The sequence below is a fragment of the Variovorax sp. AC194 genome (assembly GCF_979257995.1).
The window spans coordinates 2,389,171-2,409,149 of record NZ_OZ409823.1 but is presented as its reverse complement, the minus strand read 5'-3'; the positions used below and the strand labels follow the sequence as shown (position 1 = coordinate 2,409,149).

At 67.9% G+C, this 19,979-nt stretch carries 18 protein-coding genes; 14 read left to right on the top strand and 4 right to left on the bottom strand.

The features are described from left to right. Position 1 precedes the first annotated feature (1 nt). From ACZYRS_RS11650 to ACZYRS_RS11635, 4 genes are read left to right on the top strand one after another with little or no spacing between them, the layout of a single operon-like run. Complete coding sequence (locus ACZYRS_RS11650; RefSeq protein WP_463419392.1) at positions 2 to 1,381, top strand: multicopper oxidase family protein; 1,380 nt, start codon at positions 2 to 4, stop codon at positions 1,379 to 1,381. A 31-nt stretch (positions 1,382 to 1,412) separates the two neighbouring features. Further along, positions 1,413 to 1,928, top strand: coding sequence for a cupredoxin domain-containing protein (locus ACZYRS_RS11645; RefSeq protein ID WP_463419391.1), 516 nt, complete (start codon positions 1,413 to 1,415; stop codon positions 1,926 to 1,928). Between the two features lie 27 nt (positions 1,929 to 1,955). Further along, positions 1,956 to 2,417: a DUF411 domain-containing protein gene (locus ACZYRS_RS11640; protein WP_463419390.1), complete on the top strand. Its 462-nt coding sequence runs from the start codon at positions 1,956 to 1,958 to the stop codon at positions 2,415 to 2,417. Between the two features lie 12 nt (positions 2,418 to 2,429). Then, a complete protein-coding gene (locus ACZYRS_RS11635) occupies positions 2,430 to 2,726 on the top strand; it encodes a copper-binding protein (RefSeq protein WP_463419389.1) in 297 nt (98 codons plus the stop codon). Here the strand turns inward: ACZYRS_RS11635 and ACZYRS_RS11630 are convergent. Continuing rightward, entirely contained in the window at positions 2,719 to 4,020 is a 1,302-nt protein-coding gene (locus ACZYRS_RS11630; RefSeq protein ID WP_463419388.1) for an NAD(P)/FAD-dependent oxidoreductase, read from the bottom strand. The two genes, ACZYRS_RS11635 and ACZYRS_RS11630, sit on opposite strands and share 8 nt — an antisense overlap. Positions 4,021 to 4,068: 48 nt before the next feature. Between ACZYRS_RS11630 and ACZYRS_RS11625 the strand changes: the two genes are divergently transcribed. The 5 genes from ACZYRS_RS11625 to ACZYRS_RS11605 are packed head-to-tail and all read left to right on the top strand — an operon-like array spanning position 4,069 to position 9,256. Further along, complete coding sequence (locus ACZYRS_RS11625) at positions 4,069 to 5,115, top strand: P1 family peptidase (RefSeq protein ID WP_463419387.1); 1,047 nt, start codon at positions 4,069 to 4,071, stop codon at positions 5,113 to 5,115. 25 nt (positions 5,116 to 5,140) lie between these two features. Beyond that, positions 5,141 to 6,535 (top strand): TAXI family TRAP transporter solute-binding subunit, encoded by a 1,395-nt coding sequence (locus ACZYRS_RS11620; protein ID WP_463419386.1) that lies wholly within the window; start codon positions 5,141 to 5,143, stop codon positions 6,533 to 6,535. Positions 6,536 to 6,539: 4 nt separating this feature from the next. After that, positions 6,540 to 8,303, top strand: coding sequence for an aminodeoxychorismate synthase component I (pabB, locus tag ACZYRS_RS11615; RefSeq protein WP_463419385.1), 1,764 nt, complete (start codon positions 6,540 to 6,542; stop codon positions 8,301 to 8,303). 58 nt (positions 8,304 to 8,361) lie between these two features. Beyond that, complete coding sequence (locus ACZYRS_RS11610; RefSeq protein WP_463419384.1) at positions 8,362 to 8,886, top strand: MerR family transcriptional regulator; 525 nt, start codon at positions 8,362 to 8,364, stop codon at positions 8,884 to 8,886. Next, positions 8,795 to 9,256, top strand: a complete 462-nt coding sequence (locus ACZYRS_RS11605; RefSeq protein WP_463419383.1) for a carboxymuconolactone decarboxylase family protein — start codon at positions 8,795 to 8,797, stop codon at positions 9,254 to 9,256. Before ACZYRS_RS11610 ends, ACZYRS_RS11605 begins: the two co-directional genes overlap by 92 nt. Before the next feature lie 3 nt (positions 9,257 to 9,259). On the opposite strand, the gene ettA is transcribed toward ACZYRS_RS11605, so the two are convergent. Continuing rightward, a complete protein-coding gene (ettA, locus tag ACZYRS_RS11600) occupies positions 9,260 to 10,921 on the bottom strand; it encodes an energy-dependent translational throttle protein EttA (protein WP_198787190.1) in 1,662 nt (553 codons plus the stop codon). 290 nt (positions 10,922 to 11,211) lie between these two features. Between ettA and ACZYRS_RS11595 the strand changes: the two genes are divergently transcribed. Continuing rightward, positions 11,212 to 13,059, top strand: a complete 1,848-nt coding sequence (locus ACZYRS_RS11595; RefSeq protein ID WP_463419382.1) for a DEAD/DEAH box helicase — start codon at positions 11,212 to 11,214, stop codon at positions 13,057 to 13,059. Positions 13,060 to 13,181: 122 nt separating this feature from the next. On the opposite strand, the gene ACZYRS_RS11590 is transcribed toward ACZYRS_RS11595, so the two are convergent. Next, entirely contained in the window at positions 13,182 to 14,699 is a 1,518-nt protein-coding gene (locus tag ACZYRS_RS11590) for a hypothetical protein (protein ID WP_463419381.1), read from the bottom strand. On the opposite strand from ACZYRS_RS11590, the gene ACZYRS_RS11585 reads away from it, so the two are divergent. Then, positions 14,698 to 15,738 carry an endonuclease/exonuclease/phosphatase family protein gene (locus ACZYRS_RS11585; RefSeq protein WP_463419380.1) on the top strand — a complete coding sequence of 347 codons (1,041 nt, stop codon included), beginning with the start codon at positions 14,698 to 14,700 and terminating at the stop codon, positions 15,736 to 15,738. The genes ACZYRS_RS11590 and ACZYRS_RS11585 overlap by 2 nt on opposite strands. Positions 15,739 to 15,768: 30 nt before the next feature. On the opposite strand, the gene ACZYRS_RS11580 is transcribed toward ACZYRS_RS11585, so the two are convergent. Then, complete coding sequence (locus tag ACZYRS_RS11580) at positions 15,769 to 16,512, bottom strand: FadR/GntR family transcriptional regulator (protein WP_198789189.1); 744 nt, start codon at positions 16,510 to 16,512, stop codon at positions 15,769 to 15,771. 150 nt (positions 16,513 to 16,662) lie between these two features. Here ACZYRS_RS11580 and ACZYRS_RS11575 point away from each other — a divergent pair, with 150 nt between their 5' ends. From ACZYRS_RS11575 to ACZYRS_RS11565, 3 genes are read left to right on the top strand one after another with little or no spacing between them, the layout of a single operon-like run. Continuing rightward, positions 16,663 to 18,399 (top strand): IlvD/Edd family dehydratase, encoded by a 1,737-nt coding sequence (locus ACZYRS_RS11575; RefSeq protein ID WP_463419379.1) that lies wholly within the window; start codon positions 16,663 to 16,665, stop codon positions 18,397 to 18,399. Beyond that, complete coding sequence (locus ACZYRS_RS11570) at positions 18,400 to 19,317, top strand: 2-dehydro-3-deoxygalactonokinase (protein ID WP_463419378.1); 918 nt, start codon at positions 18,400 to 18,402, stop codon at positions 19,315 to 19,317. Beyond that, positions 19,314 to 19,955, top strand: a complete 642-nt coding sequence (locus ACZYRS_RS11565) for a 2-dehydro-3-deoxy-6-phosphogalactonate aldolase (protein WP_463419377.1) — start codon at positions 19,314 to 19,316, stop codon at positions 19,953 to 19,955. The genes ACZYRS_RS11570 and ACZYRS_RS11565 overlap by 4 nt, the downstream gene beginning before the upstream one ends. The last annotated feature ends 24 nt before the right edge of the window (positions 19,956 to 19,979 follow it).

Below are 19,979 nucleotides of genomic sequence, written 5' to 3'. Positions count from 1 at the left end.
CATGAACCGCCGCAACTTCTTCGCAGGTGCTGCCACGGCCGTCGCCGCAACCACCGTCAGCCGCGTCGCGATGGCCGCGCTGCCCGAGCCGGTGATGCAAAGCTCGACAGCCACCGCGCCACCGCTCGCGCCCCCGAACGGCCGCCCCTACAACCCTGTCGTCACCCTCAACGGCTGGACGCTTCCGTGGCGCATGAACGCTGGCGTCAAGGAGTTCCATCTCGTCGCCGAACCCGTCGTGCGCGAGATGGCCCCCGGCTTCAAGGTCAACATGTGGGGCTACAACGGCCAGTCGCCGGGCCCGACCATCGAGGTGGTCGAAGGCGACCGCGTGCGCATCTACGTGACCAACAGGCTGCCCGAGCACACGACGGTGCACTGGCACGGCCAGCGCCTGCCCAACGGCATGGACGGCGTGGGCGGCATCACGCAGCCGCACATTCCGCCGGGCAAGACCTTCGTCTACGAGTTCACCGCGCGCCGGCCCGGCACCTTCATGTACCACCCGCATGCCGACGAGATGGTGCAGATGGCGATGGGGATGATGGGCTTCTGGGTCACGCATCCGAAGGAGAGCCATCCGCTCATCGAGCCGGTGCAGCGCGACTTCTGCTTCCTGCTCGGCAGCTTCGACGTGGAGCCCGGCAGCGCCACGCCCAAGGTCAACACCATGACCGACTTCAACATCTGGAGCTTCAACAGCCGCGTGTTCCCGGGCATCGACACGCTCAATGTGCGCCGCGGCGACCGCGTGCGCATCCGCGTGGGCAACCTCACGATGACCAACCACCCGATCCACATCCACGGCCACGAGTTCGAGGTGACCGGCACCGACGGCGGCCCCGTGCCGCGCACCGCGCGCTGGCCCGAGGTGTCGGTGGACGTGGCGGTCGGCCAGATGCGGCAGATGGAATTCATCGCCGACGAGGAAGGCGACTGGTCGCTGCACTGCCACAAAGCGCACCACACGATGGGGCCGATGGGCCACGAGGTGCCGACCATGATCGGCGTCGATCACAAGGGCGTGGCCGAGAAGATCAGGAAGCTCGTGCCCGACTACATGGTGATGGGCGACAAGGGCATGGCCGATATGGGGGGCATGGAGATGCCCATTCCCGACAACACGATGCCGATGATGACCGGCGCAGGCCCGTTCGGCTCGGCAGAGATGGGCGGCATGTTCACGCTCCTGAAGGTGCGGCGCGACCAGAAGCCGGGGGACTACAAGGACCCGGGCTGGTTCAAGCACCCGGCCGGCACGGTCGCGCGCGAAGTGCCCGGCGCCGCCGTGCCACCGACCACGCGCAACGCGCCATCGCAGGACAACAGCAACAACACCGACGCCACCGTGCGCAAGCCTTCGGGCGCGCACAACCATTGACCTCATCCACTTTCATTCCGGAGTTCATCGCATGAACAAGACCCTCAAATCCATCGCCCTGTGCGTCGCGCTCGCCGCCGCTGCAACCACATCGCAGGCCCACGAAAACCACACGCCGAAACCGAAGGGTGCCGCCACGCTCGCTCCCGAACAAAAGCCCTGGGGCATCGAGGGCAAGGCGAGCGCCGTGCGCCGCACCATCGACATCGCGATGGCCGACGACATGACCTTCACGCCTTCGGTCATCGAAGTGCGCGAGGGCGACACCATCCGCCTGCGCCTGAAGAACAAGGGCAAGGAGTTGCACGAGCTCGTGCTGGGCACCGAGCTGGAGATCGCGAACCACGCGGCCATGATGAAGAAATTCCCGGACATGGAGCACGACGACCCGTGGATGGTGCACGTGCCCGCGGGCAAGACCGGCGAGATGGTCTGGACCTTCAACCGCGCCGGCGACTTCGATTTCGCCTGCCTCGTGAAAGACCACTTCGAACTCGGCATGGCCGGCCGCATCCGCGTGCTGGCGGCCGCACCCGGCAAATCCTGAATGAACGAACAGACCAAGGAGATCACCATGCAACGACGAACCCTCTTGAAGCGCGCCGCCCCGCTGCTGGCGCTCGCATCCACCCTGCCGCTCACCGCTTTCGCCACGGCGCCGATGGTCGAGATCTGGAAAGACCCGAACTGCGGCTGCTGCCAGGACTGGGTCAAGCACCTCAACAAGAACGGCTTCGCCACGAAGGTGCACGACGAAGGCAACACGGCCGCGCGCACGCGCCTCGGCGTGCCCGACAAGCTGGGCTCATGCCACACCGGCCTCGTCGGCGGCTATGCCCTCGAAGGCCATGTGCCTGCGCGCGAAGTGCAGCGCCTCCTGAAAGAAAAGCCCAAGGCCGTCGGCCTCGCGGTGCCCGGCATGCCGGTCGGCTCGCCGGGCATGGACGGCCCGGCCTACGGCGACCAACGCGATCCGTACGACGTGCTGCTCGTGCTGGCCGATGGCAGCACGCGTGTCTATCAAAGCTATCGCTGAAGGAGTTCGACCATGAAGAAACTTCTCACCGCCCTCTCTGCTGCCCTCCTCGCCGCGGCGGCTTTCGCACAGGCCGCGCTGCCCGCCGTCGAAGGCGAGGTGCGCAAGATCGACACCGATGCGAAGAAGATCACCCTCAAGCACGGCGACATCCCGAACCTCGAGATGACCGGCATGACGATGGTCTTTCGCGTGCAAGACCCCGAGCTGCTCGGCAAGGTGAAGCCCGGCGACAAGGTGCGCTTCACCGCGGACAAGGTCGATGGGGCGCTCACGGTGCTGTCGATAGAGCCCGAGCCGGCTAGCTGAACCGCCCCGGATCGAAAGGCGTCAGCGGCGTCTCCGGTGCGATGCCCGCGAGCAGCTGCGCTGCCAGTCGCCCCGTGCGCGCCGAGCCGCACAGGCCCACATGGCCATGGCCGAACGCGAGCACGACGTCCGCGCTCGCGGCCGAGGGCCCGATGCAGGGCAAGCCGTCGGGCATGCTGGGGCGGCGGCCGAGCCAGTGCTTGAAAGCTTTGGCGCCACCCGTTTCTGCAAGCGCGGGAAACATCGATTGCAGATGGCGATGCAGGATCTCGGCGCGGCGCCAGTCGGGCTCGGCGTCCAGTCCGCCGATCTCGACCTGGCCGGCTGCGCGCAGGCCGCCGTCCATCCAGTGCGCGATGAGCTTGCCGTCGGCCACCATCACCGGCGTGCGCGGGCCGACCGCTGCGCCTTCGATCACCACGTGGTAGCCGCGCTCGGTGTCGAGTGGCACGGGGGAACCTGCGGCCGCCGCGAGCGGGCCTGAATACGCGCCGGCGCAGATCGCGGCGGCGTCGCAGGCGATGTCGCCGTAGTTCGTGCGCACCGCAAGCAGCCGCCCGCCCTCGATGCGAAAGCCCGTGGCACGCGCGACGAGCCGGTCGGCGCCGGCATCGAGCGCATGCTGCGCCAGCGCGGCCACGTAGGCGCCCGGGTCGCGGCAGTGGCCAGCCTCGGGCACGAAGATGCCGAGCGTGTAGCGCGCATCGAGGTCGGGTTCGCGGCTTCGCAGTTCGTCGGCCGGCCACTCTTCCCATCGGATGCCCACGCGTTGGCGCACGCGCCAGCCGAGCGCGTCGTCTTCGAACTCGGCGCGCGAGCGGTAGGCATGCAGCAGCCCGCGCTGTTCGATGAGCTGCGGCACGCCCGCCTCGGCCGCGAGTTGCGCATGCAGCGCGGGCGCATCCGCCAGCAGGGTGCGCAACGCATCGGCAGTGCGCTGCACGCGCGCCTCGGTCCAGCCCGAGGCCAGGTAGCGCACGAGCCACGGCAGCGCGCGCGGCAGGTAGCGCCAGCGCACCGCGAGCGGCCCCAGCGGATCGGCCAGCCAGCCCGGCACCTTGCGCCAGGCGCCGGGGAGCGCGGGCGGCACCACCGAATGCGACGAGAGCCAGCCCGCGTTGCCGTAGCTCGTCGCCTGCGGGCCGCCGGGCGCCTCGGGTTCCAGGAGCGTCACGCGCAGGCCCGCGCGCAACGCCTCGATGGCCGTGGCGCAGCCGACCGCGCCCGCGCCGATCACCACCACGTGGCGGCGCGCATCGCCCTCGGGGGCGAAACTACTTCTTGCAACTGTCATGGCGCCCATCGTAGAGGCCAGAGAGGCGCGGTCCCATAATCGGCCGCCATGCCAGCCCCGTCTTCCACTTCGTCCTCCCCCGCCTCCCCCACCCCTCGCGCCGGTGCCATCACCGACGTCGCCGGCATCGAAGTCGGCCATTTTTCCGACACGCGCCGCCCCACGGGCTGCACCGTCGTCATGGCGCGCGAAGGCGCGGTGGCCGGTGTCGATGTGCGCGGCGCCGCGCCCGGCACGCGCGAGACCGACCTGCTCTCGCCCGGCAACCTGGTGCAGCAGGTGCATGCGGTGATGCTCGCGGGCGGCAGTGCCTGGGGCCTCTCGGCGGCCGAGGGCGCGATGCGCTGGCTCGAGGAGCGCAACATCGGCATGGACGTGCGCTTCGGCACCCTGCCCATCGTGCCGGCCGCGGTGCTGTTCGACCTGCCGATGGGCGATGCGCGCATCCGCCCCGACGCCGCAGCCGGCTACGCGGCCTGCGATGCCGCATCGAACGCCGCGCCCGCCGAAGGCAACGTGGGCGCCGGCAGCGGCGCGCTGGTGGGCAAGCTCTTCGGCGTGCACCGCGCGATGAAGGGGGGGATTGGCACCGCGTCGGTCACCGTCGGCGGCGTCACGGTGGGCGCGCTGATCGCGGTCAATTCGCTGGGCGACGTGATCGACCACGACACCGCGCAGCCCGTGGCCGGCGCGCGCACCGAAGACGGCACCGCCTTGCTCGACACCCGCCGCGCCCTGCTGCGCGGCGACCTGCCCAAGCCCCTGCTGGCGGGTACCAACACCACGCTGGGCGTGGTCGCGACCGACGCGGTGCTGACCAAGGTGCAGGCCAACCGCCTGGCCAACGTGGCGCACGACGGCCTGGCGCGCGCCATCAACCCGGTGCACACGATGAGCGACGGCGACACGCTGTTCGCCCTGGCCACCGGCCGCGTGCCGCTCGAAGGCAACGCGCCGGGCATGACGGTGCTCGGCACCATGGCCGCGGAGGCCGTGGCCATCGCCACGCTGCGCGCCGTGCGCGCGGCGAAATCGGTGACGGTGGGCGACCTGCACATTCCCTCGGCCGCCGACCTGGCCACGCCCCGCCCCTGACGCACTCCCACAAGAAAGGACCACCATGGCGTTCCCCAGAACCCTGAAGCTGATCCTGCTGTCGATCCGCGACCTGATCGCCTCGGCCGGGCCCATCATCTTTCTGGTGATCGGTCTCCTGATCGCCGCCTACTGGTACCTGCAGCCGCAGCCGCCCAAGCACGTGACGCTGGCCACCGGCCCCACGGGCAGCGCCTATGCGGAGTTCGGCAAGCGCTATGCGACGGCGCTCAAGGCCAACGGCATCACGGTCGAATTGAAGCCCACTTCGGGCTCCTCGGAGAACCTGGAGTTGCTGCGCAAGGGGGGCGCCGACGTGGGCTTCGTGCGCGGCGGCAGCGCCGATCCGGTGGCCGACGAAGAGGCCGGGCTCAGCTCGCTGGGCAGCCTGTTCTTCGAGCCGATCTGGCTCTTCTACCGTGCCGACAGCGCGCACAAGGTCGACAAGAAGACCGGCACGCTCACCTCGCTCACGCAACTGCGCGGCCTGCGCGTGAACGTCGACATGCCCGGCAGCGGGCTGCCCGAGATCATGGAGCGGCTCTTCAAGGCCAACCGCCTGGGCCCCGACGACGTGCTGCTGTCCAACCTGGAACAGGCCGCCGCCGCCGAGGCGCTGCAGGCGGGGCTGCTCGATGCGATCGTGCTGTCTTCGGCGCCGCAATCGCAGCAGGTGCAGCGGCTGCTGCGCGCGGGCGACATCAAGCTGATGGACTTCGGCCAGGCCGATGCGTACTCGCGGCGCTTTCCGTTTCTCTCGGCGGTGACGCTGCCGCGCGGCGTGGTCGACCTTTCGAAAGACCTGCCGCCTTCTGACGTGTCGCTGCTCGCGGCCACCACCTCGCTGCTCTCGCGCGAGGAAACCCACCCGGCGCTGCGCCAGCTGTTCGCGCAATCGGCGCAGACGGTGCACAGCGGCGCGGGCTGGTTCAACCGGGCGCGCGATTTTCCGAACACGCGCACCAGCGAACTGCCGGTGAGCCCCGAGGGGGACCGCGCGATCAACGGCACGCCGCCGTTCTGGCAGCGCTACCTGCCCTTCTGGGCCAGCAACCTGGTCGAGCGCATGTGGCTGGTGCTGGGCGGCCTGCTGGTGCTGATGCTGCCGCTGAGCCGCGTGATCCCGCCGCTCTACCAGTTCCGCGTGCGGCGCCGCGTGTTCCGCTGGTATGCGCGGCTGCGCGACATCGAGGGCAAGGTCGATGCGAAGACCGGTGAGCGCGACGCGCTGCTCAAGGAGCTCGACGACCTCGATCGCGTGGTCAACAAGGTGGCCGTGCCGCTGTCGTATGCGGACGAGCTCTATGCGCTGCGCAACAACATCTATGCGGTGAGGAAGCGTGTGCTGGCCGGAACAGCGAAGGGCGAAGCGGCATCGGCGCCAGCGCCCGTGACGCCCAAGCCCGCGGAATCCGCCTGACGATTTGGTCTTGCAGACGCTGATCGATTTCGCCGAGCCGCGCGGCGACGGCGCGACGCGGCTGCGCTTGGCATTCGGCGCACCTTCGCGCGTGCTCGTTGCGCGCACCGCGGAGGAAGTGAAGCCAGTGCTGGAGGCTGTCGAGGCGCTGTCGCGCGAGGGGCGTTGGTGCGTGGGCTATCTGCGCTACGAGGCCGCCGCCGCCTTCGACCCGGCCTTCGCGGTGCATGCGGGCGACGGGCCGCTGGCGTGGTTCGGTGTGCACGATGCCGCCGTACCGTTGCCCGATGAAGCGGCCGGCCCTGCACCCGCCGTCGATTGGCAAGCCGGCCTCTCACGCGCCGGCTTCGAGCGGAACATGCAGGCCATCCATCGCGCGATCGCGAACGGCGAGCTCTACCAGCTCAACTACACCGCGCCGCTGCGGGCCGAATTCGAGGGCGATGCGCGCGACTGGTTCATGGCCCTGCGCCACGCGCAGCCCAACGGCTACGCCGCCTTCATCGACACCGGCGACGAGCAGGTGCTGTCGGTGTCGCCCGAACTCTTCTTCGACTGGCAAGGCGACCGCATCCTCGCGCGCCCCATGAAAGGCACCGCCCCGCGCGGCGCGACGCCCGCCGAAGACGAGGCGATGGCGCAGCGCCTTCGCACCGTGCCCAAGGAGCGCGCCGAGAACGTGATGATCGTGGACCTGATCCGCAACGATCTCTCGCGCATCGCGCAGCCCTTCTCGGTGCGCGTGCCGCGGCTCTTTCACGCCGAGGCGCTGCCCACCGTGTGGCAGATGACGTCCGACGTCGAGGCGAAGGTGCGCGATGGCGTTTCGCTGGTGGATGTGTTCGCGGCGCTCTTTCCCTGTGGCTCGATCACGGGCGCGCCCAAGGTCGGCGCGATGCGCATGATCCGCGTGCTGGAGCCCGAGGCGCGAGGCGTGTACTGCGGCGCGGTCGGCGTGGTGCGGCCCGGCGGGCATGCGACCTTCAACGTGCCGATCCGCACCGTGACGCTGCGGGGCAGCGAGGCGCGCTGCGGCATCGGCAGCGGCATCACCGCCGATGCGCAGGCCGATGCGGAGTGGGATGAGTGGCGGCACAAGCGGGCTTTTCTGGGGCAACAGCGCGCGGCTGTATCGTCTGCGGCCATGCCTTCTTTCGAATTGCTCGAAACCCTTGCGCTGATCGACGGCGCTTTGCGCGATGCGCCCGCGCACCTGGCGCGCATGCAGAAGGCGGCTGCGCATTTCGGCTGTCCATGGAACGAGACGGTCGTGACGGCATGCCTTCATCGGCTGATCGACGCGCATCCAACGGGTACGTGGCGCGTTCGACTCCTGCTCGATGCGCAAGGGCAACCGCGCGCAGAAGCCTTCGTCATGGACGCCCCACCCTCGCGCGTGCAACTGCAATTGGCCTCCCGCGCATTCGACGAGGCCGACAGCGAGTTCTCGCGTTTCAAGACCACGCACCGCGCGCACTACGAGGCCTTCGCGCCCACCGCGCCGGGCGTGTTCGACACGCTGCTGTGGAACCGCCACGGCGAGATCACCGAATGCACGCGCGGCAACATCGCGCTGCTGCTCGATGGCCGCTGGGTCACGCCGCCGCTGCGCTGCGGGCTGCTCGATGGCATCGGCCGCGCCAGGCGCCTTCGCAGCGGCCAGCTTGCCGAAGCCGTCGTGCGGGTGGACGATCTGCCCCGCGTGCAGGGCTTGGCCTTCGTCAACAGCCTGCGCGGCTGGCTCGACGCCGATCTTCTGCCTTCGTAAAAAATAGTTCGACAAAGCGCTTGACTTAGAGCGCGCTCCAACTTCGAGAATCAACGCCATGGAAACCAGTCTGACCATCGCGCAAGTCGCACAGCGCACCGGCCTTACGGCCCACACGCTGCGCTATTACGAGCGCATCGGCCTGATCGCCGCGGTGTCTCGCGCACCGGGCGGCCAGCGCCGCTACGCGAGCGCCGACATGGACTGGCTGGCTTTCCTGTTGCGCCTGCGCGAGACCGGCATGCCCATCCAGGGCATGCAGGCCTTCGCCGGGCTTCGAAGCCAGGGGGACGCCAGCGTCGGCGAACGGCGCGAGATGCTCGAGCAGCATCTCGCCGAGGTCCAGGCCCGGGTGGAGGCGCTGCAGCAATCGATGCAGGCGCTTTCGACCAAGATCGCGCACTACCGTGCGATCGAGGCCAAGGCCAAGGCCAAGGTCAAGACGAAGCGTCCCTCGTTGTCGGGCACTGCCCCGGAAAGAAAGACGAGCGATGACGAACACACAAGCCAACCCGACCCACAACAGCAACGACAACCAGCGCTACGAGCGCGGGCTGGCCAAGCTCCAGGAAATCGACGGTGAAGGCGGCGTCAATGTGGTCAGGAGCCTGGCCGACATCGCGCCCGACTTCGCGCGCCTCTTGATCGAGTTTCCGTTCGGCGATATCTATTCGCGCCCCGGCCTGGACCTGCGCTCCCGCGAGATCGCGGTGGTGGCCGCGCTCACGGCCATGGGCAATGCGGCGCCGCAGCTGAAGGTGCACATCCAGGGCGCGCTGAACGTCGGCGTCACGCGCACCGAAGTGATCGAGATCATCATGCAGATGGCCGTGTACGCGGGCTTTCCGGCGGCGCTCAACGGCATCGCCGCGGCGCGCGAGGTGTTTGCGGCGGACGATAAAAAAAGCGCGCAGTCCCTTGCGGAACCGCGCGCTTCCCTGGAAGCAGCCTGAGGCTTACTTGAGAGCCTTGTAGCGCATGCGTTTCGGCTTGGCGCCTTCTTCACCGAGGCGCTTCTTCTTGTCGGCTTCGTACTCCTGGTAGTTGCCGTCGAAGAAGGTCCACTGGCTGTCGCCTTCGGCCGCGAGGATGTGCGTGGCGATGCGGTCGAGGAACCAGCGGTCATGGCTGATCACCATGACCGTACCGGCGAACTCGAGCAGCGCGTCTTCGAGCGCGCGCAGGGTTTCGACGTCCAGGTCGTTCGAGGGTTCATCGAGCATCAGCACGTTGCCGCCGGCGATCAGGGTCTTGGCGAGGTGCAAACGACCGCGCTCACCGCCCGACAGCGTGCCGACCTTCTTCTGCTGGTCCGCACCGTTGAAGTTGAAGCGACCTGCATACGCACGGCTGGCCATCTGGAACTTGCCGACATTGATGATGTCCAGGCCGTTCGAGATGTCCTCCCACACGGTCTTCTGATTGGCGAGCTCGTCGCGGTGCTGGTCGACGAAAGCCGCCTTGACGGTCGAGCCGATGACCACACTGCCGGCGTCCGGCTGTTCCTTGCCCGCGAGCAGCTTGAAGAGCGTCGACTTGCCGGCGCCGTTCGGGCCGATGATGCCGACGATCGCGCCCGGCGGCACGGTGAAGCTCAGGTTGTCGATCAGCATGCGGTCGCCGAAGGACTTGCTCACGCCGTGGAACTCGAACACCTGCTGGCCCAGCCGCTCGGCCACGGGAATGAAGATTTCCTGCGTTTCGTTGCGCTTCTGGTATTCCATGTCGCTCAGCTCTTCGAAGCGGGCGAGACGCGATTTGCTCTTGGCCTGGCGTGCCTTGGGGTTCTGGCGCGACCACTCCAGTTCCTTCTTCAGCGCCTTGGCGTGGGCTTCTTCGCTCTTTTGCTCTTGCGCCAGGCGCTCGCCCTTCTGCTCGAGCCAGGTGCTGTAGTTGCCCTTCCATGGGATGCCGCGACCGCGGTCCATTTCCAGGATCCACTCGGCCGCGTTATCGAGGAAGTAGCGATCGTGGGTGATGGCCACCACGGTGCCCGTGAAGCGCTGCAGGAACACTTCCAGCCACTCCACTGATTCGGCGTCCAGGTGGTTGGTCGGCTCGTCGAGCAGCAGCATGTCGGGCTTGCTCAGCAGGAGGCGGCACAGCGCCACGCGCCGCTTTTCGCCGCCCGACAGGAGGCCGATCTTCGCGTCCCACGGCGGCAGGCGCAGGGCATCGGCGGCGATTTCGAGTTGATGCTCGGAATCGGTGCCGGCGGTGGCGATGATGGCTTCGAGCTGGGCCTGCTCGGCGGCCAGCGCGTCGAAGTCGGCGTCTTCGGCACCGTAGGCGATGTACACCTCTTCCAGGCGCGCCTTGGCCGCGAACACCGCGCCCATGGACTCTTCCACCGATTCGCGCACCGTGTGCTCGTTGTTGAGCTTGGGCTCCTGCTCCAGATAGCCGATCGTCATCCCCGGCATGGGCAGCGCCTCGCCCTCGAACTCCTTGTCCACACCCGCCATGATCTTGAGCAGCGTGGACTTGCCCGAGCCGTTCAGGCCGAGCACGCCGATCTTGGCGCCGGGGAAGAAAGAAAGCGAAATGTCCTTCAAGAGCTGCCGCTTGGGCGGCACGGTCTTGCTGACGCGGTTCATCGAATAGACGTATTGAGCCATCTGTGGATACTTACCTTGGGTAGCGGAAATTGGGGGAAAAGCGCGGGCGCCAGAACAACGCATCCGGGCGCGGCAAACCACCGATTATCGACTCATGCGACAATAGGCACCGTTGCCGGGTCCAGTTGCCCGCAACACCGGCTCTCTGCCGGGGACGAAGAAGACCCTTCTTGCAACGGGTTTTCCGGCTCCCACCCCTGACCTTCATCTGCCTTGACTGGCTCGGCGTCAACACTAAGACGCCAAGCGGGCCGATGCCACTGCGCCGTGTATGGCGCTTATTGTTTCCAATGAATTTTGATGAACTGAAGCTGGCTCCCGCCATCTTGAAGGCTGTGCACGAGCACGGTTACGACACCCCCACCCCCATCCAGGCGCAAGCCATTCCCGCCGTTCTCGAAGGCCACGACCTGCTCGGCGGCGCCCAGACCGGCACCGGCAAGACCGCTGCCTTCACGCTGCCCATGCTGCACAAGCTCACCATGAGCCGCAGCGCCACCAACAAGTTCGGCGGCGTCGGCATCCGCGCCCTCGTGCTGACCCCCACCCGCGAACTCGCGGCCCAGGTCGAAGAGTCGGTGCGCACCTACGGCAAGTACCTGCAGCTCGACTCGACCGTGATCTTCGGCGGCGTCGGCATGAACCCGCAGATCAGCAAGCTCAAGAAGGGCGTCGACATCCTCGTGGCCACCCCCGGCCGCCTGCTCGACCTGCAGCAGCAGGGCATGCTGGACCTGAGCCAGGTCCAGATGCTGATCCTCGATGAAGCCGACCGCATGCTGGACATGGGCTTCATCCACGACGTGAAGAAGATCCTGGCGCTCGTGCCCAAGGAAAAGCAGAGCCTGCTCTTCTCGGCCACCTTCAGCGACGAAATCCGCGACCTCGCGGCCACGCTCCTGAAGAACCCGCAGAGCATCCAGGTCACGCCGCGCAACACCACGGTGCAGCGCATCACCCAGGTGATCCACCCCGTGGGCCGCGGCAAGAAGAAGGCGCTGCTCGCGCACATCATCAACGAGAACAAGTGGAGCCAGGTGCTCGTGTTCACGCGCACCAAGTTCGGCGCCAACAGCGTGGCCGAATTCTTGACCAAGAACGGCATCGAGGCGATGGCGCTGCACGGCAACAAGAGCCAGAGCGCCCGCACGCAGGCGCTGGCCGGCTTCAAGAGCGGCGACATCCGCGCGCTGGTGGCCACCGACATCGCCGCCCGCGGCATCGACATCGACGAGCTGCCGCACGTGGTGAACTACGAAATCCCGAACGTCAGCGAAGACTACGTGCACCGCATCGGCCGCACCGGCCGCGCCGGTTCGAGCGGCGAGGCCGTGAGCTTCGTGTGCCTGGACGAAGAAGGCTTCATGCAGGAAATCGAACGCTTCACCAAGCAGACGATTCCGGTGCAGATCGTCGAGGGCTTCGCGCCCGAAGACGGCGAACGCGCCGAGCCGATCGCCATGGGTCGCCAGACGATCTGGGGCGGCGCCGGCCGTCCGCCCAGCCGCGACGTGATGCAGGCGGCCGCCAAGGCCGCGCGCACCGAGATGCTCTCGCGCATTCGCGAGAACAAGGCCGGCCAGGGCGGCGGTGAGCGCGCCGGTGGCGGTGGCGGCGGCAACGGCGGCGGTCAACGCCGCGGTGGCGGCCAGGGCGGTGGCGGCGGCGGTGGTGGCGGTCAGGGCCGCAACGCCAATGGCGGCGGCCAGGGCCAGGGTCAGGGCCCGCGCGGCCAGGGCGCACGCGCACCGCAAGGCCGTGGTCCGCAAGGTCCGGCACGCACGCCGCACCATGCACCCCAGCATCAACAACAGAATCACCTGCCGCACGACGAGCGCCAACCGCGCCACCACGGCAACAGCCACAGCCCGACGCAAGCCAACCAGGTCGCGCACCTGCGCGCCGAAGCGGTCGCCGGTGGCGGTGACGGCCAGCCGGATCCGTTGCGCACGAGCGTGGACCACATGGGTGGCGGACGCGGTCGCGGCCGCCCGGGTGGCGGTGGCGGTGGCGGCGGCTACGGCGGCAATCGCTCGGGCGGCGGTGGCCGTTCGGGTGGCGGCGGCGGTGGTTACGGCGGTGGCGGCGGTGGCAACCGTTCCGGCGGTGGCGGCGGTGGCCGTTCGTTCGGGCGCTGAGCGCCGGCGGTAGGAACACCTACCTGCGGCAAATGAAAAGGGGCACTTCGGTGCCCTTTTTCTTTTGTCGGCACGTCAGTGCAGGCTGCGCAGCAGCGCACGCCGACGTGTCATGACGACGATCATTGCTCGACCACCGTGATTTTCTTGATACCTTCGGAAGGCGGCTTGGCCACAGCTTCTCGAATCTGCAGCGCATAGCCGTAGTCGGTCAGATAGACATAGGTGTCGGTCCGGTCGAGCGAGTCGGGCTGCATGCGGCACTCCAGGCGCCTCGCGTTGCCGCTCAAATCAGGGTGAAGTTCAGCGGCTGCGCTGACACCGACGACTTTGCAGACCGTCGTGTAGTCGTAGCTCGCGCCGCCAATCATGCTGAACAGGCTCAGTTTCTTTGTGGCGTAACGCAACTCCGAGCCGATAGCCATGCGTTGCCAGTCACCGGTCAACGTGAGATCGGTCATCGCCTGGCTGATCGTGTCGGTACCGGGAGGAAAGTTGACGAAGCTGCTCACATCGACCAGCCCCAGGACCGAAACGGACTGCGCCCGCGACCCGTCCGCAGGACCGGTGCCGGTCGTCGTCCGGGTTCGGAAAACGGAAGCCGTCGCGTCCGGCGCAATCTGAAGCTCGTTCCGGGTTGGCGATGTCTTCCCGTCACGGGTCCATGTTCCTTCGAGCACGACGCGCTTCAGGCGCTTGGGCGCTGGCGGAAGCCCCAACTGCGAAATGGCGTTCATCACCTCCGGGCTCGGCGTCGTCAGGCCTCGGGGATCTGGCATCGCCTTGGCGCGAGGAGTGAAGACAGGCAACGCCCGCCATGCCGCAGCACCGCCACAGGCTGCCCTGAATAGCGCCTTGTAGTCCGCATTCGTGTCGCCATCGGCCCCATGCGACTTCGCCTTTGCGCCGTCGACCCGACCGTCCGTGACGCGACCGAGCTCGTCGATGTCGAAGCCGCTCACCTGGGCATAGGACTGAGATTTGCACGCGAGCCGGAAGCGCTCGCGCTTCTGACCGAAGGGTGCCCGGTAAGGCAGGTCGAAATCCATTCGCGGATAGTCGAACGCGCCCCAGAAGAGCAATGCACCGTCGGATGGCTCGACGCTTGCGATGTCGATGAGCGTGAATGTCCCGTCCGGGCTGCGTTGCACCTCGCGCCAATCGGGCGGCGCCGCGCGGCATGCGCGCTCGACCGCAGGCAACGCCTTCAGGCCCTGCGTCTGGCGTTCGTCCAGTTCCTTGCGCACGCCGTGGCGCCGGCCGTTCACCGGATAGCTGCGGCCGGTACGCAAGTCGGAGTAGAGCAACCACGCGTTCGGCGCATTGCACGCGACCGTGAAATTGCGCGTTTCGGGCCCGTCTTCCAGGGCAAAGGAAACCTGATCGTCGACGCGCAACACGCTGTGCTCGACAAGACTGCCGCCGAGGGACATCGACGGACTGGTCCTGGACGCGCAGCCCGCAACGAGCAACGCCGCCGCGCCGCACATGGTGAGATGGATGAGCTTCATGTATTCCGCGCTGGGCGGCTCCCTGGTTTCGTTGTTTTTCTTGCGGCCGGTCCCAGCCTCGGCATCGGATGACTTGGCAGGCGGCGCTTCCCTCAGGAATCCTAACCCGAGACACAATCGTGTCTCCATGCAATACATCCCACCCAACTACGCCACCCTCTTCGTAGCCACCTGCAACCTGCTCAACCTCGCGAACCCCCACCGCGTCTATTACGAGAACCAGGACGCCTACAACGAGCGTGAGTACGAGCGAAAGATCGACTGGATCGGGGAGCGTTTCCATGCGCTCAATGCCGACGTGCTCGCGGTGCAGGAGGTGTGGGACGAAGCGGCGCTCAAGGCGGCCATCGCGCGCAGCGGCTTGCGCTACGACTTCGTTTCAGTGCCGGGCGCCGAGAACACGCCGCCGTCCGGAAGCGCGCCGGGTACGCCGCCCAGGCCGGGCGCGCAAGGCACGCCGCGCGTGGGCATCGCGACGCGGCTGCAGGTGGACCACGTGCAGTCCTTCATCGATTTCCCGCCGGGCTTCGGCGTGGACGTGCCGGGCCTTGGTGCGCATACGCGCTTCGAGCGCCCTCCTCTCCTGGCCACGCTGCGCATGAAGCACGGCCAGCAGGTGCATGTGCTGACGGTGCACCTGAAGTCCAAGCGCCCCAAGTTCCTGCAGGACGCGCAAGGCAATCACCTGGAGGACCGCGACGACCGCAAGGTGGGTGTGATGGCGTCGCTGCGTTCGCTCCTGATGCGCGGTGCCGAGGCCGCAGCCCTTCGCTGCATCGTCATCGACCTGCTGCAGGGCACCAACGTGCCGCTGGTGGTGATGGGCGACTTCAACGACAACCCGCACAGCGTGACCACGCAACTCGTGGCCGCCACCTCGGAGGTGGCCTACGACAAGGCCGCGCGCGACGTGGCGCTGTTCAACGCCTACGAGATGCAGGGCGAGTCGGCGCTCAAGAAGGACGTGGCCTATTCGCACATCCACCAGGGCTTTCCGGACGTGCTCGACCAGATTCTCGTGAGCGAGGAATTCATCGCGACGAGCCGTCACAGCCTGGGCGACGTGCGGCGCGTGGACTACTTCAACGACCACCTGCACGAAGGGCGCGACCGCTCGCGCTCGGACCACGGCTTCGTGCGCGCCCTGCTGCGGCTGCGCACGGACTGAAGCCCGCTCGGCGCTCCATGCGCCGGCCGGTCAGCCGGCCTTGAGCCTGGGCGCCGGCCGGCTGAGTTTCGGCAGGCGGCGGCGCGAGGCGAGCACGTCCTCGATGTCCTGACGCGCGCCGTCGATGAGGCGGACGACCGCGCGCTCGGCCTTGTCGGGGTTGCGCGCGATCACCGCGTCGAGCACCGCGCGATGCAGTGGCAGCGAACGCGCCGGGCCGTCGGGCTTGGCGGCCGAGATCTCGAAGCTGGTGCGCAGCAGCGCGTTGAGCGCCTTGCTCATCTGCGCCAGCATGCGGTTGCGCGCGGCGACCAGCAGGCCGTTGTGAAAGCGCAGGTCGAAGGTGATGTAGTCGCCGCCGTGCTCGACGGCTTCCTTCATGCCGGCGAAGGCGCGCTCGATGTCCTCGATGTCCTTCGCATCGGCCCGCTCGGCGGCCAGGCGCACGGCCGCGGGTTCCACCACGCGCCGCAGGTCCTGCAGGTCGCGCAGGAACCCGGGCGTGAGGCCGGCGCGCGATTGCCAGGTGATGACGTCGGGATCGAACCAGTTCCACTGGTCCTGCGGCAGCACGCGCGTGCCGACCTTGGGGCCCGTCGTGACCAATCCCTTGGCCGCGAGCGACTTGATGGCCTCGCGCACCACGGTGCGGCTCACGCCGAGTTCCTCGCCGAGGAGCGGCTCGGGCGGTATCGACGCGCCGACCGCATAGCGGCCGGCCGCGATGGCCTCACCGAGCAATTCGAGCGTGCGGCCGTGGATGTTCTTGATCATGCGTGCGATGCGAAATTTGCTATCCCTGCGGCCGAAAACATCAAGGCTCCGGCTCGCTCATCACGCCTATCATATGATGATTGAAACGCCATCCGGCAGGGCAAACCCTCGAGGTTTCGCACCGACGCCGGCAATCGAGAGAGACAACCGATGAGCACTCCCCCCCGAAAAAAAGCCAGCGAACTGCGCAGCCAGCAATGGTTCGGCCGCCACGACCGCGACGGCTTCATCTACCGCAGCTGGATGAAAGGCAAGGGCGTGCCGCACGACCAGTTCGACGGCCGCCCGGTCATCGGCATCTGCAACACCTTCAGCGAACTCACGCCCTGCAACTCGCATTTCCGCACGCTTGCCGAGCAGGTGAAGACCGGCGTGTACGAAGCGGGCGGCTTCCCGCTCGAGTTCCCGGTGATGTCGCTGGGCGAAACTCTTTTGCGCCCCACCGCCATGCTGTACCGCAACCTCGCGAGCATGGACGTGGAAGAAAGCATTCGCGGCAATCCGCTCGATGGCGTGGTGCTGCTCATGGGCTGCGACAAGACCACGCCCGCGCTGATGATGGGCGCGGCCAGCGTGGACCTGCCGACCATCGGCGTCTCGGGCGGCCCGATGCTCTCGGGCAAGTGGCGCGGCCAGGAACTGGGTTCGGGCACCGGCGTGTGGCAGATGAGCGAGCAGGTGCGCGCGGGCACGCTCAAGCTGCAGGACTTCTTCGAGGCCGAGAGCTGCATGCACCGGAGCCACGGCCACTGCATGACGATGGGCACCGCGAGCACCATGGCCTGCATGGTCGAGTCGCTGGGCATGGGCCTTCCGGGCAATGCGGCCTACCCCGCCGTGGACGGTCGCCGCAACGTGCTCGCGCGACAGGCGGGACGGCGCATCGTGGACATGGTGCATGAAGACATGAACATGTCGAAGATCCTCACCCGCGAGGCGATCGAGAACGCGATCAAGGTGAACGCGGCCGTGGGCGGCTCGACCAACCTCGTGATCCACCTCCTGGCCATCGCGGGCCGCATCGGCGTGGACCTCACGCTCGATGATTTCGACCGCCTCGCCTCGGAGCTCCCGTGCCTGGTGAACCTGCAGCCCTCGGGCAAGTTCCTGATGGAAGACTTCTGCTATGCGGGCGGCCTGCCGGTGGTCATCAAGGAGATCGCCCGGCACCTGCACAAGGACATCCTCACCGTCACCGGCCAGAGCCTGTGGGACAACGTGAAGGACGCCGAGAACTACGGCCCGCAGGTCATCCGCCCGCTGGCCGAGCCTTTCAAGGACAAGGCCGGCATCTGCGTGCTGCGCGGCAACCTCGCGCCCAACGGCGCGGTCATCAAGCCGAGCGCGGCCACGCCCGAGTTGCTGGTGCACAAGGGCCGCGCGGTGGTGTTCGAAAGCGCCGACGACCTGCACAGCCGCATCGACGACGAGGACCTGGACATCGACGAGCACTGCATCATGGTGCTCAAGAACTGCGGGCCCAAGGGCTACCCGGGCATGGCCGAGGCGGGCAACATGCCGCTGCCGCCGAAGGTACTGCGCCGCGGCATCACCGACATGGTCCGCATCAGCGATGCGCGCATGAGCGGCACGGCCTACGGCACGGTGGTGCTGCACACGGCACCCGAAGCCGCTGCGGGCGGTCCGCTGGCGCTGGTGCAGAACGGCGACATCGTCGAGCTCGACGTGCCGAACCGCAAGCTGCACCTGCACGTGAGCGACGAAGAACTGGCCAGGCGCCGCGAGAAATGGGTCGCACCGAAAGCGCCGCTCGACTCGGGCTACTGGAAGCTCTACGTCGACACGGTGCTGCAGGCCGACCAGGGCGCGGACCTGGCTTTCCTGCGCGGCCGGCGCGGGGCGTTCGTCCCGCGCGACAATCATTGAATGACAAGACTGGTAGCAATCGACTGGGGCACGAGTTCCCTGCGCGGTGCCTTGCTGGATGCAGACGGCAAGGTGCTCGAAGAACGCAGCGATGCGCGCGGCATCCTGAAGGTGCCTGAAGGCGGCTTCCCCGCCGTGTTCGAGGCGCTGTTCGGCGACTGGATGCGCCTCGAAGGCGCGCACTGCCTCATCTCCGGCATGGCCGGCAGCAAGCAGGGCTGGGTCGAGGCGCCGTACTGCGCCTGCCCCGCGGGCCGCGTCGAGGTGGGCCGCAAGATCATCCACATCGACGCGATTCCCGGTGCGCGCATCGCCATCGTGCCGGGCCTCAGCGACGAGCACGACGGCGTGCCCGACGTGATGCGCGGCGAGGAGGTGCAGATCTTCGGCGCCATGGCGCTCACCGGGGCGAGCGACGGCCTCTTCGTGCTGCCCGGCACGCACAACAAATGGGCCACCGTGCGCAAGGGCCGCGTCGCGGGTTTCCGCACCTGCATGACCGGCGAGTTCTACGCGCTCTTGAGCCAGCATTCGATCCTCGCGCGCACGCTCGATGCCGCCGCGCCGCTGGACGAAGCGGCCTTCCTGCAGGGCGTGACGCAATCCGAGAACGGCCACGGCCTGCTGCACAACGCCTTCGGCGCGCGCACGCTGGCGCTGTTCGAGCGCATGCCGAAAGAAGAGCTGGCCAGCTACCTCTCGGGCGTCCTGATCGGCGAGGAGCTTCGCACCCAATCGCTGCAGGCGGTCGGCGAGGTGGTGCTGATCGGCTCGACCGTGCTCACCGAGCGCTACACCCTGGCCCTGCGCGCCGCCGGCGTCGCCACGCGCACGCTCGGCGCCGAGGCCACCTGGGCCGGACTGCATGCGCTGTCCGGCTTTCTTGCAGCAGACAACCGCAACACACTCCCGCCATGACCACACCCCTCGAAAAATTCAACGCCGCGATGCGCGACCTGCCGCTCGTGGCCATCCTTCGCGGCCTCGCGCTCGATGAGGCCGCCGATGTCGGCGATGCCATCGTCGAGCCAGGCTTCCGGCTGCTCGAAGTGCCGCTCAATTCGCCGCAGCCCCTGGACAGCATCGCGCTCATGCGCAAGCGTTTTCCGCAGGCGCTGGTGGGTGCGGGCACGGTGCTCGATGCGCAGCAGGTGCGCGAGGTGCATGCGGCCGGCGGCGAGCTGGTCGTGTCGCCCAACTTCAACGCCGCGGTCATCGCCGAGGCCGTGAAGCTGGGCATGGTGTGCCTGCCCGGCGTGATGACGCCGACCGAGGCCTTCGGCGCGCTCGCGGCCGGCGCCACGGGGCTGAAGCTCTTCCCCGCCGAGCTGGCCTCGCCCGCGGTGGTGAAGGCGCTGCTCGCGGTACTCCCCGCCGGCACGCCGGTGATGCCCGTGGGCGGCATCACGCCGTTGAACATGGGCGAGTGGCGCGCGGCGGGCGCCGCCGGCTTCGGCATCGGCTCCGCGCTCTACAAGCCGGGCAAGCAGGCCGCCGCGGTGCGCGACGATGCGAAGAAATTCATCGCGGCCTGGACGGGCCTCACCCACGCCTGACCGCACGCCTGACCGCACGCCTGA

Excerpts from the sequence above, each read along its gene's own strand:
- ettA (WP_198787190.1), bottom strand. The coding sequence starts at position 10,921 with ATGGCTCAATACGTCTATTCGATGAACCGCGTCAGCAAGACCGTGCCG.
- ACZYRS_RS11640 (WP_463419390.1), top strand. The coding sequence starts at position 1,956 with ATGCAACGACGAACCCTCTTGAAGCGCGCCGCCCCGCTGCTGGCGCTC.
- ACZYRS_RS11570 (WP_463419378.1), top strand. The coding sequence starts at position 18,400 with ATGACAAGACTGGTAGCAATCGACTGGGGCACGAGTTCCCTGCGCGGT.
- ACZYRS_RS11625 (WP_463419387.1), top strand. The coding sequence starts at position 4,069 with ATGCCAGCCCCGTCTTCCACTTCGTCCTCCCCCGCCTCCCCCACCCCT.
- ACZYRS_RS11650 (WP_463419392.1), top strand. The coding sequence starts at position 2 with ATGAACCGCCGCAACTTCTTCGCAGGTGCTGCCACGGCCGTCGCCGCA.
- ACZYRS_RS11620 (WP_463419386.1), top strand. The coding sequence starts at position 5,141 with ATGGCGTTCCCCAGAACCCTGAAGCTGATCCTGCTGTCGATCCGCGAC.
- ACZYRS_RS11605 (WP_463419383.1), top strand. The coding sequence starts at position 8,795 with ATGACGAACACACAAGCCAACCCGACCCACAACAGCAACGACAACCAG.
- ACZYRS_RS11645 (WP_463419391.1), top strand. The coding sequence starts at position 1,413 with ATGAACAAGACCCTCAAATCCATCGCCCTGTGCGTCGCGCTCGCCGCC.
- ACZYRS_RS11585 (WP_463419380.1), top strand. The coding sequence starts at position 14,698 with ATGCAATACATCCCACCCAACTACGCCACCCTCTTCGTAGCCACCTGC.
- ACZYRS_RS11580 (WP_198789189.1), bottom strand. The coding sequence starts at position 16,512 with ATGATCAAGAACATCCACGGCCGCACGCTCGAATTGCTCGGTGAGGCC.
- ACZYRS_RS11590 (WP_463419381.1), bottom strand. The coding sequence starts at position 14,699 with ATGGAGACACGATTGTGTCTCGGGTTAGGATTCCTGAGGGAAGCGCCG.
- ACZYRS_RS11575 (WP_463419379.1), top strand. The coding sequence starts at position 16,663 with ATGAGCACTCCCCCCCGAAAAAAAGCCAGCGAACTGCGCAGCCAGCAA.
- ACZYRS_RS11635 (WP_463419389.1), top strand. The coding sequence starts at position 2,430 with ATGAAGAAACTTCTCACCGCCCTCTCTGCTGCCCTCCTCGCCGCGGCG.
- ACZYRS_RS11610 (WP_463419384.1), top strand. The coding sequence starts at position 8,362 with ATGGAAACCAGTCTGACCATCGCGCAAGTCGCACAGCGCACCGGCCTT.
- ACZYRS_RS11595 (WP_463419382.1), top strand. The coding sequence starts at position 11,212 with ATGAATTTTGATGAACTGAAGCTGGCTCCCGCCATCTTGAAGGCTGTG.
- ACZYRS_RS11565 (WP_463419377.1), top strand. The coding sequence starts at position 19,314 with ATGACCACACCCCTCGAAAAATTCAACGCCGCGATGCGCGACCTGCCG.
- ACZYRS_RS11630 (WP_463419388.1), bottom strand. The coding sequence starts at position 4,020 with ATGACAGTTGCAAGAAGTAGTTTCGCCCCCGAGGGCGATGCGCGCCGC.